This window comes from Streptomyces sp. NEAU-174 (assembly GCF_052665095.1).
Genome location: NZ_JBQTCE010000015.1, coordinates 273,037 through 289,263 on the forward strand (window position 1 = coordinate 273,037; position 16,227 = coordinate 289,263).

The 16,227-nt window shown below is 71.9% G+C and carries 13 protein-coding genes; 7 read left to right on the top strand and 6 right to left on the bottom strand.

Annotated features, from left to right (window positions below; translation table 11 throughout):
* Together ACT2CW_RS36695 and ACT2CW_RS36700 are read left to right on the top strand one after the other, a co-directional pair.
* Positions 1 to 648, top strand: a complete 648-nt coding sequence (locus ACT2CW_RS36695; protein ID WP_164426620.1) for a TetR/AcrR family transcriptional regulator — start codon at positions 1 to 3, stop codon at positions 646 to 648.
* 82 nt (positions 649 to 730) lie between these two features.
* The gene (locus ACT2CW_RS36700) at positions 731 to 1,627 is read left to right on the top strand and encodes a lysozyme (RefSeq protein WP_164426618.1); all 897 of its coding nucleotides are present in this window, start codon (positions 731 to 733) and stop codon (positions 1,625 to 1,627) included.
* 11 nt (positions 1,628 to 1,638) lie between these two features.
* On the opposite strand, the gene ACT2CW_RS36705 is transcribed toward ACT2CW_RS36700, so the two are convergent.
* The 3 genes from ACT2CW_RS36705 to ACT2CW_RS36715 form a co-directional block, all read right to left on the bottom strand.
* Positions 1,639 to 2,247: an extensin gene (locus ACT2CW_RS36705; RefSeq protein ID WP_164426616.1), complete on the bottom strand. Its 609-nt coding sequence runs from the start codon at positions 2,245 to 2,247 to the stop codon at positions 1,639 to 1,641.
* A 170-nt stretch (positions 2,248 to 2,417) separates the two neighbouring features.
* Positions 2,418 to 3,668: an acyltransferase family protein gene (locus tag ACT2CW_RS36710; RefSeq protein ID WP_445519684.1), complete on the bottom strand. Its 1,251-nt coding sequence runs from the start codon at positions 3,666 to 3,668 to the stop codon at positions 2,418 to 2,420.
* On the bottom strand, positions 3,665 to 5,659 hold the full coding sequence (locus ACT2CW_RS36715) for a glycosyltransferase (protein ID WP_445519702.1): 1,995 nt from the start codon (positions 5,657 to 5,659) through the stop codon (positions 3,665 to 3,667). Before ACT2CW_RS36715 ends, ACT2CW_RS36710 begins: the two co-directional genes overlap by 4 nt.
* A 1,086-nt stretch (positions 5,660 to 6,745) precedes the next feature.
* On the opposite strand from ACT2CW_RS36715, the gene ACT2CW_RS36720 reads away from it, so the two are divergent.
* Positions 6,746 to 7,927, top strand: a complete 1,182-nt coding sequence (locus ACT2CW_RS36720; RefSeq protein ID WP_445519685.1) for an FAD-dependent monooxygenase — start codon at positions 6,746 to 6,748, stop codon at positions 7,925 to 7,927.
* Between the two features lie 77 nt (positions 7,928 to 8,004).
* Here the strand turns inward: ACT2CW_RS36720 and ACT2CW_RS36725 are convergent, their stop codons facing one another.
* Both ACT2CW_RS36725 and ACT2CW_RS36730 read right to left on the bottom strand, forming a co-directional pair.
* Entirely contained in the window at positions 8,005 to 8,859 is an 855-nt protein-coding gene (locus tag ACT2CW_RS36725; protein WP_445519703.1) for an ABC transporter permease, read from the bottom strand.
* Between the two features lie 5 nt (positions 8,860 to 8,864).
* Complete coding sequence (locus ACT2CW_RS36730; RefSeq protein WP_445519686.1) at positions 8,865 to 11,663, bottom strand: alpha/beta fold hydrolase; 2,799 nt, start codon at positions 11,661 to 11,663, stop codon at positions 8,865 to 8,867.
* Between the two features lie 167 nt (positions 11,664 to 11,830).
* On the opposite strand from ACT2CW_RS36730, the gene ACT2CW_RS36735 reads away from it, so the two are divergent.
* Positions 11,831 to 13,099, top strand: a complete 1,269-nt coding sequence (locus tag ACT2CW_RS36735; protein ID WP_164426606.1) for a VWA domain-containing protein — start codon at positions 11,831 to 11,833, stop codon at positions 13,097 to 13,099.
* The gene (locus ACT2CW_RS36740) at positions 13,099 to 13,971 is read left to right on the top strand and encodes a hypothetical protein (RefSeq protein WP_445519687.1); all 873 of its coding nucleotides are present in this window, start codon (positions 13,099 to 13,101) and stop codon (positions 13,969 to 13,971) included. The genes ACT2CW_RS36735 and ACT2CW_RS36740 overlap by 1 nt, the downstream gene beginning before the upstream one ends.
* 126 nt (positions 13,972 to 14,097) lie before the next feature.
* Here the strand turns inward: ACT2CW_RS36740 and ACT2CW_RS36745 are convergent, their stop codons facing one another.
* Positions 14,098 to 14,679, bottom strand: a complete 582-nt coding sequence (locus ACT2CW_RS36745) for a TerD family protein (protein ID WP_277815353.1) — start codon at positions 14,677 to 14,679, stop codon at positions 14,098 to 14,100.
* A gap of 107 nt (positions 14,680 to 14,786) precedes the next feature.
* Between ACT2CW_RS36745 and ACT2CW_RS36750 the strand changes: the two genes are divergently transcribed.
* Positions 14,787 to 15,155, top strand: a complete 369-nt coding sequence (locus ACT2CW_RS36750) for a BlaI/MecI/CopY family transcriptional regulator (RefSeq protein ID WP_037956606.1) — start codon at positions 14,787 to 14,789, stop codon at positions 15,153 to 15,155.
* A gap of 197 nt (positions 15,156 to 15,352) precedes the next feature.
* Positions 15,353 to 16,069 carry a M56 family metallopeptidase gene (locus ACT2CW_RS36755; protein WP_311766739.1) on the top strand — a complete coding sequence of 239 codons (717 nt, stop codon included), beginning with the start codon at positions 15,353 to 15,355 and terminating at the stop codon, positions 16,067 to 16,069.
* Positions 16,070 to 16,227: the final 158 nt, after the last annotated feature.

Consider the following 16,227-nt stretch of genomic DNA (forward strand, 5'->3'; position numbering starts at 1 on the left):
ATGGCACCCACCCCGAAGGGACGCGCCACCTACCACCACGGCGACCTGGCCGCCGCGCTGGTGCAGACGACCCTGGAGATCATCGACGAGGTCGGAGTGCGCGGCTTCTCCGTGGCGGAGGCCGCGCGCCGCACCTGTGTGAGCCCGGGCGCGCCGTACCGCCACTTCGCCGACCGTGACGCGCTGCTCGCGGCCGCCGCCCTGGAGGTCTCGCGGCGGCTGCGGGCCATCTACCTGGAAACGGTGGCCGACGTCGGGTCCGCCCAGGAGCGGCTGGCGACGGTGGCGGGCACCTTCGTGCGCACGGCGGCCCGCTACCGCGGCGGTCTTGACATCCTCTTCGCTACGGGGCTGCGGGCCACCCATCCGGAGCTACGGGACAGCAGCAGGGAGTTCGTGGACCTGCTGCTGCCCAGCGCCTTCGAGGTGGTCGCCCCGGGCGATGCCGCAGTGACGGCGGTGGCGTTGCTCGACGCCCTGCACGCGCTCGCCCGCGGCTATGTCGCCCAATTGCTGGAAGGGAAGTTCGGCGATCCGGATGACGTGGTCGAGGAGGTCGCCATCCGGGCGACCCGGGCCGCGAGGGCGCTGGTGGCGGGCTACGGCCTGCCGTCCGGGCCGTTCGGCGAGGAGGGCCGGGACCGCTGACGGAGGGACAGAATTTCCCGTTCCGCTTCACGTTCTTCGTTCGGCGCGCATACCGTCGATGCGGAACGGATCGGAGGAACAGATGTCCCTGAAATCCGGTAAGGGCGCCCACCGGCGCCCCTCGCGTCTGCGCTCGCCCTACGCCATCGGCGGACTGGGAGTGGCGATCACCGCCGCCGTCCTCGCCACCCTCGTACCGGCCACGGCCTCGACGACCGACCCCGACCACGACGCCGGCAACGGCCCGGCCCCCGCGGCGTCCGTCCCGCACCCCGAGCGGGACTGGATGGGCTCGACCATCGCCCGTCACGAGAAGACCGACCCCGGCGCCACGCCCCGGGCCGCCAGAGCGGCCTCGGTGGAGGGCGTGGACGTCAGCGACCACCAGGGTTCGGTCGACTGGGCGGCCCTGTGGGACGACGACGTCCGATTCGCCTATGTGAAGGCCACCGAGAGCACGACCTACAAGAACCCCTCGTTCGCCGCGCAGTACAACGGCTCCTTCCAGCAGGGCATGATCCGCGGCGCCTACCACTTCGCCCTGCCGGACCGTTCCAGCGGCACCCGTCAGGCGGACTTCTTCGTCGCCAATGGCGGCGACTGGTCGGACGACGGCAGGACACTGCCGCCCGTCCTGGACCTCGAGTACAACCCGTACGGAGCAACCTGCTACGGCCTGACCGACGCCCAGATCGTGAACTGGATCGGCGACTTCACCGCGCGGGTCAAGGAGCGCACCGGACGCCGGCCGGTGATCTACACGACCACCGGCTGGTGGCGGACGTGCACCGGCGACAGCGCCGCCTTCGCCGAGCGGAACCGGCTGTGGCTGGCGCGGTACGCCGCCACCCCCGGTCCGCTGCCGGCCGGCTGGAAGGCCCACACCCTGTGGCAGTACACCTCCAGCGGGCCGCTGGTGGGCGACCACAACCGGTTCAACGGAAGCCTGGCGGACCTCAAGGCGCTGGCCACGGGGTGAGGCGGCGGCGCTCAGCCGCCGAGCACCCCGCCGACCCCGCCGAGCACCCCGTCCAGGGTGTCGCCGACACCGTCCACCAGTCCGCCCACCACACCCTTGCCGTGGTGGCCGCCCTGACCGGGGGTCTGCGACGGCTGGCCGGGCTGCTGCGACGGAGTGGTCGGGTCGGCGCTCGGGGTCGTCTCGCTCGGCGCGGAGGGCGACGAGGGCACCTGGTCGTTCCGCTGCGCGGGGGCGGTGGGCGCCATGGTGGGCGCGGCCTTGGAGGGGGCCGCGTCCGGGGTGCCCGGGGCTGCGTGCCGCGGGGTGCCGGCGCTCCGGTCCGAACCGCCGCCACCGGGGGTGGCGGCGTCGGTGTGGTCGGAGATCAGCTTCGGCTTCGAGGACTCGCTGGGCGAGACATGGCTCTGCGAGGGCGAGTGATCCGCGGTGGGCTCGACCTCGTCCGGCGTCTGCGCCTGCTGTGCGTTCACATCGGAGCGGGCCTCGACGGACTTGTCACCGCCGACCGTCGAGTGGAGGCCGAAGGCTATGGTTCCGGCCACTCCGAGGGCGGTGGCCGCCTTGAGCGTCGTGGTACGCGCCTGCTGTGCGGCGGTCGGTCGGCTGTGTCGACCCATTTCGCTGGTCTCCCCGTTATGGCATGGGTTGGGTGGGGTGCCCCGGAAGCCCGATTCCCAGCGGAACAGATGTCCGACGCACACGTGTTAGACAGTAAAGAACCAGCCAGATGATAACCACCGTCCCCCGGTGTACGGCCACCCGTGCACCGGGGAACGTGTGTTCCTGGCTAGCGCGCGGCCTCCGGATAAAAGTCGCGCGAACGGCCCTTGCCGTCCTTGAGCTTCCCGAGCAGGCTCGCCGGGTACTCGATGGCCCAGTAGCTCACCGCGGCGGCGGGCACGGCCACCACCAGCACGATGACCACGGCCAGCGGGAAGCCCTCCTGGCCGTCGGGCGGCAGCAGCCCCGCGTTGTACAGGCCCAGCATGATCGGCTCATGCCAGACGAAGAGGCTGTAGCTGGCGAGGCCGACACCGGTGAGCCAGCGGGCCGTGAGCCATGCGTGCCACCGCCCCTGCCGCCGCACATGGATGGTGCTGTACAGCAGCAGCATCCACAGCAGGGCGGACAGCGGATGGTAGAAGGTGGTCGGGAAGTCCTCCGCCTCCGTACCGCAGTAGGACAGCAGGTACAGCCCTACGAGGGCGGCCGCCCGCAGCGGGATCGCCACCTTCGCGTCCAGCCGGCCGCGGTCGCCGAGGGCGACCATCGCCACGGCGAGGCCCATGCCCGCCGCGAACCCCCCGAAGCGGGCCTGCGGTCCGAAGTACACCGGCCATTCGGTGTGCGGGATCTCCAGCCCGTAGCGTGCGACCGCGATCCAGATGAACGGCCCGATGTACAGCAGGGCACAGCCCACGGCGCACACCGCCACCCGGGAGGCCCTCCGGCGCAGCGGACGGCAGGCGCGGACGGCCAGCGGGCCGAGCCCCACCAACGCCACATAGAACATGATTTCCAGCGACAACGACCAGGTCGGGCCGATGGTGTAGAAGATCTGCTCCTGGTCGAAGACCTGGGTGAAGGTGAGATGGTGCAGCAGATCGGACCACTCGCCGGGCAGGGTGGGATTGCGGGTGGCCCAGATGAACGTCACCGCCAGGAAGTACAGCGGGACGATCCGGATGGCCCGCCGGAAGAGGAACACCCGGCCGGGCCGGGTCGAGCCCCCCTCGATCGCCGCCCGTGCGTAGGACAGCGTCAGCAGATACGCGGACAGCACGAAGAAGAGGTCGATGACCTCCAGCGACACCAGCGCGTTCGCGTACCGGTTGGGCACCGGTGAGTGGGCTCCGTCCCGGTCGTAGACGAAGTACTGCTGCCAGACGTGGAAGACGACGGTGAGCAGCGCCGCCATTCCCCGCAGGCCCTGGATCTCCTGGCTCATCCGGTTCCGCGAGGGCGCGCCCTTGGCGGGTGTGCCGTTGACCGCCCGGGGGGCGGTGGTGGACGCGATGGCCGTGGACAGCGTGCTCATGTCCGCTTCACCGCCTTGTCACCGGGGCGCGGGGTGACCCGCCACTGGCGGTCCCGCAGCACCTCCTTGAGGAGCGACTGCCGGGCCACGATGTTCTTGAAGTGGCTGTAGAAGACGGTGGACACCAGCAGATACCGCCAGAACCACGCCCTGCGGCGGCGCAGTTCCGGCACCGCGAGCCGCCACGCGAACAGCGCCTGCACCAGCCCGGCGGACAGTGTGAACAAGGTGGCCAGCAGGCAGACCGGCACCGCCCAGTCGAGATGGTCCACTCCCCCGGCCCGCCACGCCGAGTACAGCAGTACGGGCAGGATCTGGAGGGTCAGCCACGGCTGGATCTCCCGCCACCCCAGCAGCACCAGCAGCCCCGCCTTCTGGCGGGCGGTGAAGGCCGGGGAACGCAAGCCGCGCCACAGGTACTTCAGCGACACCTGGAGCCAGCCCTGGGCCCAGCGCGACCGCTGGTTCCACAGCGCCTTGAGGGTGGTGGGCGCCAGTTCGCGCGAGATGAGCGTGCGGTCGGTGGCGATCCGGGCGCCCTCGTGCAGGGCGCGCATCGTGGAGTCGATGTCCTCGGTGAGCATCGTGCCGTGCATCCGGGTCCTGGCGAGCAGATCGGTGCGCCAGAAACCGTTGGAGCCGCCGAAGACACCGAAGGTGTAGAGCCGGGTGCGGCCGGGGTGGCTGACCGCGTAGATGGCCTCGAACTCCACGCCCACCAGCTTGGCGACCCAGGAGCTCTCGCCGTTGCGGATCACGCAGTGGCCCTGGACCACGTCGTAGCCGGCTGACAGCCAGTGCCAGGCGTGCTGGAAGGCGTCGGGCACCGGGTGGTGGTCCGCGTCGAAGATGCCGACGAACTCACCGCGCACCCGGGTGACCGCGGCGTTGACGTTCTGCGCCTTGGAGGTGCTGCCCGCCACCGGCATCAGCACCAGCCGCGGGTCGCGGCGGGCCATCTCGCGCAGGGTCTCCTCCACGGGCATGGGGTGCGGCGTGTTGTACGCGAGCACGATCTCCAGCTCGTTGGGGTAGTCCAGGCGCAGGAAGGACTCGATGGTGTCGACGATGGTCGCGGCCTCATTGGGCAGATACGCGGCGATGACGGCGCTGGCCGGTGGGTACGGCTGCGCGGGCCGTTCCGGCCGGGGCTTGGCGTCCAGCGAGAAGAGGCACTCCAGCACGATCAGCGCGGCCGAGAGCACCAGGCCGGACACCACGACCCAGTACGCGGCCGAGCCCACGTCCCAGCCCAGCTCGTACATCTGCTGGTAGAAGACGAACGGGATGCCCACCCCGAAGAGGAGCACCAGGACGGGCGAGAGCGCCGACAGCAGGGTGCGGAGCGCGGTGGCGAGGGTACGGCGGCTGCGCCGGTGGGTGCCGCGCATCCACGCCGCGTACTTGACCGGCCGCAGATCCCGGTGGCGGACCGACTCCTCGACCGCGTTCCGGGCGTTGGCGACGGCCTGGGCGCGGTCCGCGCAGTCGGCCAGCGGGGTCCAGCCGATCGCCGGGGTCAGCCGCACGTTCTCGTCGGCCACCACGAAACGGGTCCCGGCCACGGCGTTGGCGAAGTTCTGGAGTTCGCGGCGCGCGGCCTCCTCGTCCACACCGGGCATCAGCATCAGCAGATGGCCTTCGTCGTCCCAGCCGAGCCGGTCGCAGACGCCGCCCAGCTTCTCGGCCACGCCCGCGAGACGTTCGGCCACCTCCCGGCGCACCCGCGGCCCCAGCCGGGCCTCGAGCGCGGCGATCTCGGCCACGCCCACCATGGCGACGACGCCACCGGTGCGGCTGTCGTCGACCCGCTTGAGCTCCCGGTCGAGCTCGCCCAGGAAGTGGGGCTGGGAGTACAGGCCGGTGCGCGGGTCGAGCAGCAGGTTCTCGACGGGGACCGGGACCCGGCGCAGCTTGGCCTCGATCCGGGCGGAGAGCTCGACCGGGTCGGAGGTCTCCGCCACGCAGTCGTCGGCGCCGCCGCGCAGCATGTCGGCGACGCCGGTGGGGCCGGGGTCGGAGGTGACCATCAGCAGGGGGAGCGCCCGTCCCGCGGGGACGGCGCGGACCTCGCGTATCAGGTCCAGTCCGTCGTCGGCGTCGTCCAGGGCGACGATCGCGTCCGGCGGGGAGTGCCGCATCTGTCGGCTGACGTCGCCGGGCTCCGCATGGGTCACCTCATGCCCGGTGGAGACGAGTGTCCGGGTCAGCCGGTCGAGCCTGGGGCCCGGTTCGCCAACCGCCAGCACATGCCCGCTCTGTCCCGCCACGTCGCCGCGAGCGGCGGGCACGGGTTGCTGGGGTTCGCGTGATCGTGGGTGGTGCGAAGTAAGCACCTGAGGGGTTCCTTTCGTGGGGGGTTGCGTCACCGAACGGGCCGTGGGCACGCGGACGTTCCGGCCGGGTCGTGGCAGACCGCGTGGTCATGACGGACCACCGCGGTCAGGGCAGACCACCGCGGTCATGGCAGACCGCCGGGGTCATGGCAGACCACGTGGCCCGCGGGCGGGTGCACGGGGGCACGCGCCTACGGGCAGGCCGGAGGACGGCGTCGCCGGGAAGGCCGGGGCGATCCGCCGTTCGGTGAGTGGTGAGAGGCGGCTACGCCGCTACCGTGGCCGATCCGCGCGGGGAGAGGTGAGATCTCCGGCGGGCTCTCGGACAGACGGGCACGACGGCGGCGGGGATCACGCGGGCGTGCTCCAGTGAATTGCGCATTAGGTCCCATCCTGTTCGGATCGTGGGGGGCGGACCGAACATCACCAGTGCGGGGCGACCGATCTTTTGGGCCGACCGGTCGGATTCCCCAGTCTCATCGATCACTACGGAACCACACAACACATCGAGGTAACACTCTCATTAACCGATGAGAGAGTTCCGTTCGCCCGCCGATCGACCCCGGCCATCCCCAACTGCCCTGCGACACCCGCGTGTCGGCGCCCTGTCGGCGCCGCGTCGGCGGGTCGTCGGCGCGTCATCGACCCGGCGTCGGCGCCGCGTCGGTGGCATGTCGGCGGCTCCGGCCAGTCTTTATCGAGGCACCACATTCGGTGGTTGAATTCGGAAGGGACAACGCCATGCGGAATGCACGGGTTCTGATTTCCGGGGCCAGTATCGCCGGCCCCGCGCTCGCCTACTGGCTGGATCGTTATGGTTTCCAGGTCACCGTCGTGGAGCGCGCCGCGCGCCCGCGCCCGGGTGGACAGGCGATCGACGTACGGGGCCCGGCGCTCGAGGTGTGCGAGCGGATGGGCGTGCTGGAGGAGGTCCGGGCGCGCCGCACCGGGCTGCGCGGCATGTCGATGGTCGACGACGACGGCAAGGAGCTGTTCAGCACCACCGAGCGGACCGCGAGTGGCGGAGATCTCAACAGCTCCGACATCGAGATCCTGCGGGACGATCTGTCCTCGGTGCTGATGGCCGCGGGTGGCGACGGGATCGAGTACCTCTTCAACGATTCGATCGCCTCGCTCGTCCAGGGCCCCGACGAGGTGGCGGTCACCTTCCACCGGGGCGGTGCGCGCGCCTTCGACATCGTGGTGGCGGCCGACGGGGTGCACTCCTCCACCCGGGCGCTGGTCTTCGGCCCGGAGGAGGACTTCCTCCGCCATCTGGGCGGCTATCTGGGCGTGTGGACGGTGCCGAACTATCTGGGCCTCGACCGCTGGGAGGTCATCTACCAGATGGCCGGGGACGTCTGGGGCGGCATGATGATGAGCGTCCGCGACAACACCGAGGCGCGGGTCTACATCGGCATCGACTCCGAGGAACCGCCCGCCACGTTCCTCGGCTCCCGGTCGGTCTCGGAGCAGAAGCGGCTGGTGGCCGAGCGGTACAAGGACGCGCGCTGGGAGATGCCGCGGCTGCTGGAGTACATGTGGGGGGCGCCGGACTTCCACTTCGACGCGGCGGCCCAGATCCACGTGGACTCCTGGTCCCGTGGCCGGGTGGCCCTGGTCGGCGACGCCGGATACTGCGGCTCGCCGGCGTCCGGGCAGAGCACCAGCGTGGCCGTGGTCGGCGCCTATGTGCTGGCGGGCGAGCTCAGGGCCGCGGGCGGCGACCACACCGCGGCCTTCGCCGCCTACGAGCGCGAGCTGCGGGGCTATGTGGCGGCCAACCAGCAGCTCGCGCTGGACAACATGGCCCGGAAGCAGGCGCAGGACGCATCGGCCGGGCAGGGGCCCGACACCAACCCGACCAATATCGACGACAGCTTCTACGAGGTGGTCAACTCCTACACCGTCAAGGACTACTGACCCGGCCCGGCGGCCGTGGCCGGGTCAGCATCCGTGCCGGAGCAGCGGCCGTGGCCGGGTCAGCGGCCGTGGCCCGGCTAGGACACCACGTCCTTGCGGCCGAAGCCGCGGAAGGCGAACGCGACGAGCACCAGGGCGTACGCGACGGACACCGAGACGCCCTTCACCATCCCGCCCCACTCCATATGGGGCTGGAGCGCGTCCGCCCACGCGAACTGCCAGTGCGCGGGCAGGAAGTCGCGCCACGAGCCGAGCGCGGTGACCGCGTCCAGCACATTGCCCACGATGGTGAGCCCGACCGCGCCGCCCACCGCGCCCAGCGGCGCGTCCGTGACGGTCGAGAGCCAGAACGCCAGGGCGGCCGTGACCAGCTGGGACAGGAAGATGTACAGCACCACCAGGGCCAGCCGGACCAGGGCGTCCCCGACCGGCAGCTCACCGCCCGTGGGCATCCGCAGCGGCCCCCAGCCGTACGCCACGGTGCCCACCGCGAGCGCGACCAGCGGCAGCAGCACCATGGCGGCCGCGCTGAACACCAGGGCCACCACCAGCTTGCTCACCAGCAGCCGGGCCCGGGGCACGGGCGCGGCCAGCAGATAGCGCAGCGAGGACCAGCTGGCCTCGGAGGCCACGGTGTCGCCGCAGAACAGCGCGACCGGTACCACCAGCAGGAAGGCGGCCGAGACGAACAGCGCGGTGGCGGCGAGGTTGGCGCCGGAGGCGGTGGCCGTGGTCATCAGGGTGACCCGGTCCTCCCGCCCCTCGGGGGTGCCGCCGACGGCGAACGCGATCACGAGGACGAACGGCAGCAAGGCCAGCACCAGGCCCATCACCAGGGTCCGGCGACGGCGCAGCTGCCGTACGGCCTCGACCCGCAGCGGCAGGGTGTGGCGGGCCCGGTAGCCGGGCGCGACCTCGGTGACCTGGGACAGGGAGCTCACGCGGGTCCTCCTCCGATCAGCGTCAAGAAGGCGTCTTCCAGGCGCCGGTTGGGCCCGAAGCTGGTCACCGGGACCTCCAGCCGCACCAGTTCGGCGAGCAGCCGCGCGGGGGTGGTCCCGTCGAGCTGGACGAGCAGTCCGTCGGCGGTGCGGCCGGCGGAGACGACCCCGGGCAGCGCGCCCACCTTGCCCACCAGGGCCTCGCTCAACTCGCCGTCGTGGCCCACCAGCACACTGCCGCCGTTACCGGTGATCTCGCCGACCGCGCCCGCCTGGACCAGCCGGCCGCGGTCCATCACGACCAGATGGGTGCAGGACTGCTCGACCTCCGCCAGGAGATGGCTGGAAACGATCACCGTGCGCCCCGCGGCGGCGTACCGGATCATCACCTCGCGCATCTCGCGGATCTGCGGCGGGTCGAGGCCGTTGGTCGGTTCATCGAGGATCAGCAGATCGGGCAGGCCCAGCATGGCCTGGGCGATGGCCAGCCGCTGCCGCATGCCCTGGGAGTAGGTGCGTACGGCACGCTCCAGCGCGCTGCCCAGGCCCGCGATCTCCAGGGCCTCCTCGATATGGGCGTCGGCGGCGGGGCGGCCGGTGGCCCGCCAGTACAGCTCGAGGTTGGCGCTGCCGGTCAGATGCGGCAGGAAGCCCGCCCCCTCGACGAAGGCGCCGACGCGGGAGAGCACGGGCGCGCCGGGCCTGATGGCCTGGCCGAAGACCCGGATCTCGCCGTCGTCGGGGGCGATGAGCCCCATCAGCATCCGCAGGGTGGTGGTCTTGCCCGCGCCGTTGGGCCCGAGGAGCCCGAGCACCTGTCCCTTCTCGACGCGGAAGGACAGATCGCGCACCGCGTAGCGGTCGGCGGACTTGGCGTAGCGCTTGCTCAGACCGGTGATCTGAAGGGGTACGTCGGCCAGTTCGGGGTCGGGTGGCGGAGTGGCCGTACGCCGCCTGCCGGTCAGCAGCAGCGCGAGCGCCACCACGGCCGCGCCGAGCGGCAGCCCCCACACCCATGCGGGCAGCGGGGCGGGCTGGGTGTGCACCCCGGGCGCGGTGGGCACCGTCAGACCGCCGTCCGCGAGCCCGACCGTGTACGTGGCGGGCTCGTTCGGGGAGGCGTAGCCGAGGTCGGTGGAGGCGAGCACGAGCCGCAGCCGGTGGCCCGCGATGAGCTCGTGGTCCACGGCGGGCAGCCGGACGGTGACGGTACGGCCCTGCTTCGCGCCGTCGACGCGCACCGGCGCGACCAGTTGCTCGGGCAGCACCTGCTGTCCGTCCGGCCCCACGTCGTAGACCTTGGCGAAGAGCACGGCGTCGTCCGTGTCGGCCTTGACCCGCACCTTCACCTCGGGCGATCCGGTGATCCGCAGGGGCCGGTCCAGCGGCGCCGAGTCGAACCGGGCGAACTGCCCGGGGATGTCGAGGGAGAGACCGACGCCGAGCGAGGACGCCTGGGACAGTCCGGCGATGCCCGGCACGGTGGAGATGGACGGCGGTCCCGCCCCGGGCGGGTTGGCGAACGACTGCTCGCGTCCGCGCAGCGCCACCTTCCGGTCGCCGTCGCCGAGGCCGGCGTAGCGGTCGCCGGTGGCGCCGCGCAGTTGGACCGCGCCGTTGGTGGTGTCGATGCCACCGGTGCGGCTGATCCGGAAGGCGGGTCCGGTGTCGGTGCCCTTGTCGCCCTTGAGGTAGCGGTCGAACCAGGCGCCGGTGCGGGCCGCCACCCGCGAGGTCTCGCGGTCGCCGCCGTCGTGCCCGCCGGCCGTCCAGTCGACGGCGACCGGCGCGCCGTTGGCCCGGATCGCCTTCGCCATGGCGTCGGCGTGGCCGAGCGGGAAGAGGGAGTCGGCCTGCCCCTGGAGGATCAGCGTGGGGACCTTGATCCGGTCGGCGACGGCGGACGGGCTGCGGGCCTCGAGCAGTCGGCGGGCGGCGGCGTCGGGCTTTCCGGCGACCGCGACCCGCTCGTACATCTCGCACAGCTGCTTCTCGAAGCGGCCGCAGCCCTGGCTCTGGTCCGTCCTGGCCTCTCCCCCGCCGTTCGGGCCGCCCGGGTCCGACTGGACTCCTTGGCCCGTCCCGCCGCCTCCGCCTCCCTGGCCGCCCTGACCTCCCGGGCCCATCCCCCCGCCGCCCGCGCCGCCGGCGTCCTCCTGGTCGCCCTGGGCACCGCCGAGGTCGGCCGAGCCGGTGGTGAAGAACAGCCCGGCCCAGAGCTTCTTGTAGACGCCGTTCGGGAAGAGCGCGTCGGCGAGGTTCCAGTAGGTGATCTCGGGCGCGATGGCGTCCACCCGGCGGTCGTATCCGGCGGCGAGCAGGGAGATCGCCCCGCCGTAGGAGGCGCCTGCGACGCCCACCCGGGGGTCGCCCTGGCGGTCGAGCCGCACCTCGGGACGTTTCGCCAGCCAGTCGATCAGCCGCCGGACATCGGCCACCTCGTGGTCCGGGTCATTGAGCCCGATCTTGCCCGTGGATCTGCCGAAGCCACGCGCCGACCAGGTCAGCACGGCGTATCCGTCGCGGGCGAGTTCCTCGGCGTGGTCGCGTACGTCGTCCTTGCTGCCGCCGAAGCCGTGGCCGAGCAGGACCGCGGGCCTGCGGCCGGTGCCCGCGGTGAAGTACGAGGTGTCGATGTGCGCGCCCGGCATGTCCAGCACGCGGTCCTGGCGGTGCACGGCCGGCCGGTCGCCGGAGGCGGCCACCGCCCAGGTGCCCGCGCCCGCGAGGAGGACCGCGGCGGCGACGGCGGCGACCAGGCGCCGGCCCCTCGGCCGGGTCTTTCGGAGATCCATAGGTGAAACCCTAAGAGGAGGAGGCAAACGCCGCGGCTGACACCAGACGGATTCTCGTCCACTCCCCGGGGAGTACCCGGACACCGTCCGTACACCCGGCGCGGTATGCCCCGACCGTGGTGGCCGGGCTTTTGGATCAGCCGGATGATGCTCCATAAGATGCGCCGGTGATCATAAAGAAACGTCTGGCGACAGGCGCGTTGGGGCTGCTCGCGGCCCTCGCCTGCGGCCTGATATCCCCTCCGGCCGCGATGGCCGGCGAACCGGCTCCCGATTCCCCCAAGGTCGAACTGGTGCTCGACGTCAGCGGCTCCATGCGGGCCCGCGACGTCGACGGCGACACCCGGATGGCGGCGGCGAAGCAGGCGTTCAACGAGGTGCTGGACGCCACACCCGAAGAGGTGCGGCTGGGCATCCGCACCCTCGGCGCCAATTACCCCGGCAAGGACCGTAAGGCCGGCTGCCAGGACAGCGAGCGGCTCTACCCGGTGGGCCAGGTGGACCGCACCGAGGCCAAGGCGGCCGTCGCCACGCTGCGCCCGACCGGCTGGACGCCCATCGGGCTCGCGCTGCGCGGCGCGTCCAAGGACCTCTCCGGCGGCGAGGGGACCCGCCGGATCGTGCTGATCACGGACGGCGAGGACTCCTGCGGTCTGCCGGACCCGTGTGATGTGGCCCGGGAACTGGCCGCCCAGGGAACCCACCTGGTCGTCGACACGCTCGGGCTGACGCTGGACCGCAAGGTCCGCGAGCAGCTCAGCTGTATCGCCGAGGCCACCGGTGGCACGTATACCGCGATCCAGCACCGGGACCAGCTCTCCAGCCGCATCAAGCAGCTGGTCCGGCGCTCCGCCGACACACCCGTGGAGACGCCCACGCCGGTACGGGGCGCCGCGCAGTGCGCGAAGGCCCCGTACCTGGGCTCCGGCCTCTACAGCGACCGGGAGAGCTTCGGGGAACACCGCTGGTACCGGATGCGGGTGGCGCCCGGTCAGGAACTGCGGGCCTCGGCGAGCGTGGCCGTGGACCGCGCCGTGGACCCGGACTACGGCGTGCTGGTGCGGGCCGTGACCCCGGGCGGCCGGGAGCTGGTGCGCGGCAGCGAGGCGGGCAGCGGCCGTACGGACGTCATCTCCAGCGGACTGCGCTATCCGGTCGCGGACGTGGACGACGACGAGGACGAGACGGCGCGGACGGTGTGCGTGGAGCTGAGCCAGTCCTTCTCCGCGCCCGCCTCGGTCAAGCGCGCTCCGGGCCTTCCGGTGGAGCTCGCCGTCGACGTGGTGGACAACGACGATCCGCCCGCCGATGTGGCCGCCTTCGGCCTGGGCCGCGGCTGGGTGCTGCTGGGCGTGCTCACCGTGGGCGGGCTGCTCGTGGGGTTGCTGTGGGGCTGGCTGGCCCGCTGGCGTGTCACCGTCTGGAGGTCCAACTGATGCGAGCCTTGCGTACTCTCGGCGCGGCGCTCACCCTGTGCGCCGCCGCCTGGCTGACCGCCGCCGCACCGGCCGCCGCGGACGGCACGGACGGCACGGACGGCAAGAGCGGCACGGAGGCGCCCACCGAGGCGGGGACGGGCTTCCGTACCGCCACCGAGATCAAGCCCGGTCAGCGGGCCACCGCGGCGGCCTCCACCGGCGACTATCTGTACTGGGTGTTCCCGGCCGCCGCCGGGCAGGTCCCCGAGGTCGAGGCGGAGCTCAAGCTGCCCGACGCCTCGAGCCGGCACGGCAGCGCCACCTGGCAGCTGGATGTCTACGACGGTCTGCGCCGCCACCAGCCGTGCGCCTCGGGCACCCCGGCGCGCCGGGCGGCCCAGCAGGACCGGACGGTCACCGTGAGCTGCACCCTGCGCCAGGTGCGGTCCTGGTCCGAGCGCTGGGCCAACGACCCGCTACAGGGCGCCTATTACGTGCGGCTGACCGTCGTCGATCTGCCCGCCCAGGACCTCGGGCTGCCGATCGACGCCGAGGTCGAGGCGTCCGTACGGGACGCGGGCGGGGCGCACGCCGACGGCGGGGACATGACGCCGCTCAATCCGGTGCTGCGAGCCGGAACGGCCCCGGGGACGGACTCCGAGCCGCCGGACGACGACACGGCCTCGGATTCCGCGGATTCCGCGGACGACAAGGGCGGGGAGGTCCCGCACGCGGTCGCCGAGCCGGAGGACGGCTGGGGCTCCGGCTGGTGGTCGGACCGCTGGGTGTGGACCGTGATCGGCGCGGCGCTGGCGGCGCTCGCCGGGGTGGGCGGCTACACCCTCACCCGGGGGCCGCGCGCTCCGGGCCGTCCGCCGGTCGGGCCCTGATCCGATATCTGACCTGATGTCCGGAATCGGCGAGGGACCCGCACGGCGATCGTGCGGGCCCCGCGCCGCATCGGCTCCGGCGGCCCGGCCTTCAGGGAAGCTCCCGGGAAGTCGCCGCCCGGGCGCTCAGGAATAGTCCTTGCCCATGAGCTGTCCAAAGCCCTCGGGATCCGCGTCGAATCCACGAATAGCGCTCTGAATTCCCCATTCCCCCGCGTCGTCCCGGGTGAATACCGCGACCGTGGCGGAAGTGGCTTCTGAGACACCGGTGAAGTCACTCGTCATGAGTTCGGTGTATCCATTGAGAATCCGGACACTGGTGTTCGGGACATCCCCGAACGTCTTACGTCCCGAACCCTGCTGGATGGTTATCCCGACGACCACCCGCGCGTATTCGGACGACAGCCGTTCGAGCTCGAGGGTCATGGACTCGTCGGTGCCAAGGCCCTGACCGGTGCGGCTGTCCCTGTTGAGGTTGATGGTGCCGTCCGGTGAGCGGCTGTCGAAGTGGACCAGGTACGCGGGCGCACCGTACGGATCGGCGGCGCGGTACGTCCCGGCCACGATGTCGAGATCATGGGGCGGCTCACCGAGGGGACTCGGATCCCACTTGAGCGCCACCTCGATTTTCTGAAGCCCCTTGTTGAGACCAGTCACCCGGACTTCCCTTCCCTCGAACCGTGCGGATTTGAATGCGCGTGGCGTCAAGCCTATCGCGGGCAGGGCGAGTTGAGGATTTTTCCACAGCCGGGTGCGACGCCCCGCCGAGGGGTCTCTACTATGGGCCTCCGTACTAACGGCGGAAGGAAGCGTCCATGCGACGGTTGGGGGAGCTCGAGGCGGAGATCATGGACCGCCTCTGGGCTTGGCAGCGTCCCACGACGGTGCGGGAGATCGTGGACGACATCAACGAGCACCGTCCGGTCGCCTATACCACGGTGATGACCGTCGCTTCCATCCTCTACAACAAGGGCTGGCTGCTGCGCGCCAAGGAGGGCCGGGCGTGGGTGTACTCACCGGTCCGCAGCCGCGAGGAGTACACCGCGGCACTGATGGAGGACGCCCTCGGCACCAGCGAGGACCGCTCCGCCGCGCTCACCCACTTCGTCGAGCAGATGGGCCCCGAGGAGGTCAGCGCGCTGCGCAAGGCCCTGCGGACCGCGGGGCGGCGGACCAAGGCGTGACGGCCGCCCTCGCCCTGGCCTGCTACGCCGCCGTCGCCGGCTCAGTGGCCCCGAAGGCGCTGGCGCGCAGCGCCTGGCCGCATCGCGCCCCCGCCTTGGCGGTTGCCGTTTGGCATGGGTTAGTCCTGTCGTTCACCATCGCGCTGGCTCTGACCACTTATCACCTCGTCACCCCAACTTGGCATCTTCATAATGGAATGTCCGGCTTGCTCCGGTTCTGCGGATTGACGCCGGACGCCCGGATCCCGGGCACGGGCCCGGTCGGCGTTCCGGCCATTGCCGCACCGGCCTCGGTGGCGCTGATCGCGCTCGCCTTCTTCGGCCATGAGGTGCTGCGGGCCCGGCGCGTCCGCGCCCGCCACCGGAGCGTGCTGGACATGGTCGGCCGACGCTCGGCGCGGCTGCGCGCCACCGTGCTGGACCATGACACGCCCGCGGCCTACTGCCTGCCCGGCCGCAGGCCGCGGATCGTGGTGAGCGCGGGCGCGCTGCGGCTGCTCTCCCCCGCGCAGCTGGAGTCCGTACTGGAGCATGAGCGTGCGCATATCGCGGGCCGCCACCATCTGGCGCTGGCGGCCACGGAGGCGTTCGCCCGGGCGTTCCGGTGGCTGCCGCTGGCGCGCGAGGCCAGGGCGCAGACGGCGCTTCTGCTGGAGATGGCCGCGGACGACCGCGCGCTGCGCCGCCACCCACGCCAGGCGCTCGTCTCCGCCCTCTGCACGATGGCGGCGGGCCAAGGCGCCCATGCCCCCGGCGGCGCCTTCACCGTCGGCGGACCGGGCGCCGTGGTCCGGCTGCGGCGGATGCTGGACGCCCGGCGGCGTCCGCATCCGGCACTGTGCGGCGTGCTGGCGGCGGTCGCGGTGGGCTTACCGCTGCTGCCGCCTCTCCTGGGCTGCGCTCCTGGGATGTAGCGCTCCGAGCGCACCCCAGGGCCCGCCCCGGGCCGTACAGAGGGACCGCGGGACCCAGGGCGGGGTGTGGCGCGGCTCAGAGCCGTGACGGGGCTCAGAGCCGGTCGAGCAGGGTCCGCAAGGTGGCGACCTCGGTGGACTGGCTCTTCGCAACACCA

Coding starts and splice junctions, on each gene's coding strand:
- ACT2CW_RS36700 (WP_164426618.1), top strand. CDS start 731: ATGTCCCTGAAATCCGGTAAGGGCGCCCACCGGCGCCCCTCGCGTCTG.
- ACT2CW_RS36755 (WP_311766739.1), top strand. CDS start 15,353: ATGTCCGGCTTGCTCCGGTTCTGCGGATTGACGCCGGACGCCCGGATC.
- ACT2CW_RS36710 (WP_445519684.1), bottom strand. CDS start 3,668: ATGAGCACGCTGTCCACGGCCATCGCGTCCACCACCGCCCCCCGGGCG.
- ACT2CW_RS36705 (WP_164426616.1), bottom strand. CDS start 2,247: ATGGGTCGACACAGCCGACCGACCGCCGCACAGCAGGCGCGTACCACG.
- ACT2CW_RS36740 (WP_445519687.1), top strand. CDS start 13,099: ATGCGAGCCTTGCGTACTCTCGGCGCGGCGCTCACCCTGTGCGCCGCC.
- ACT2CW_RS36730 (WP_445519686.1), bottom strand. CDS start 11,663: ATGGATCTCCGAAAGACCCGGCCGAGGGGCCGGCGCCTGGTCGCCGCC.
- ACT2CW_RS36695 (WP_164426620.1), top strand. CDS start 1: ATGGCACCCACCCCGAAGGGACGCGCCACCTACCACCACGGCGACCTG.
- ACT2CW_RS36715 (WP_445519702.1), bottom strand. CDS start 5,659: ATGCTGCGCGGCGGCGCCGACGACTGCGTGGCGGAGACCTCCGACCCG.
- ACT2CW_RS36750 (WP_037956606.1), top strand. CDS start 14,787: ATGCGACGGTTGGGGGAGCTCGAGGCGGAGATCATGGACCGCCTCTGG.
- ACT2CW_RS36720 (WP_445519685.1), top strand. CDS start 6,746: ATGCGGAATGCACGGGTTCTGATTTCCGGGGCCAGTATCGCCGGCCCC.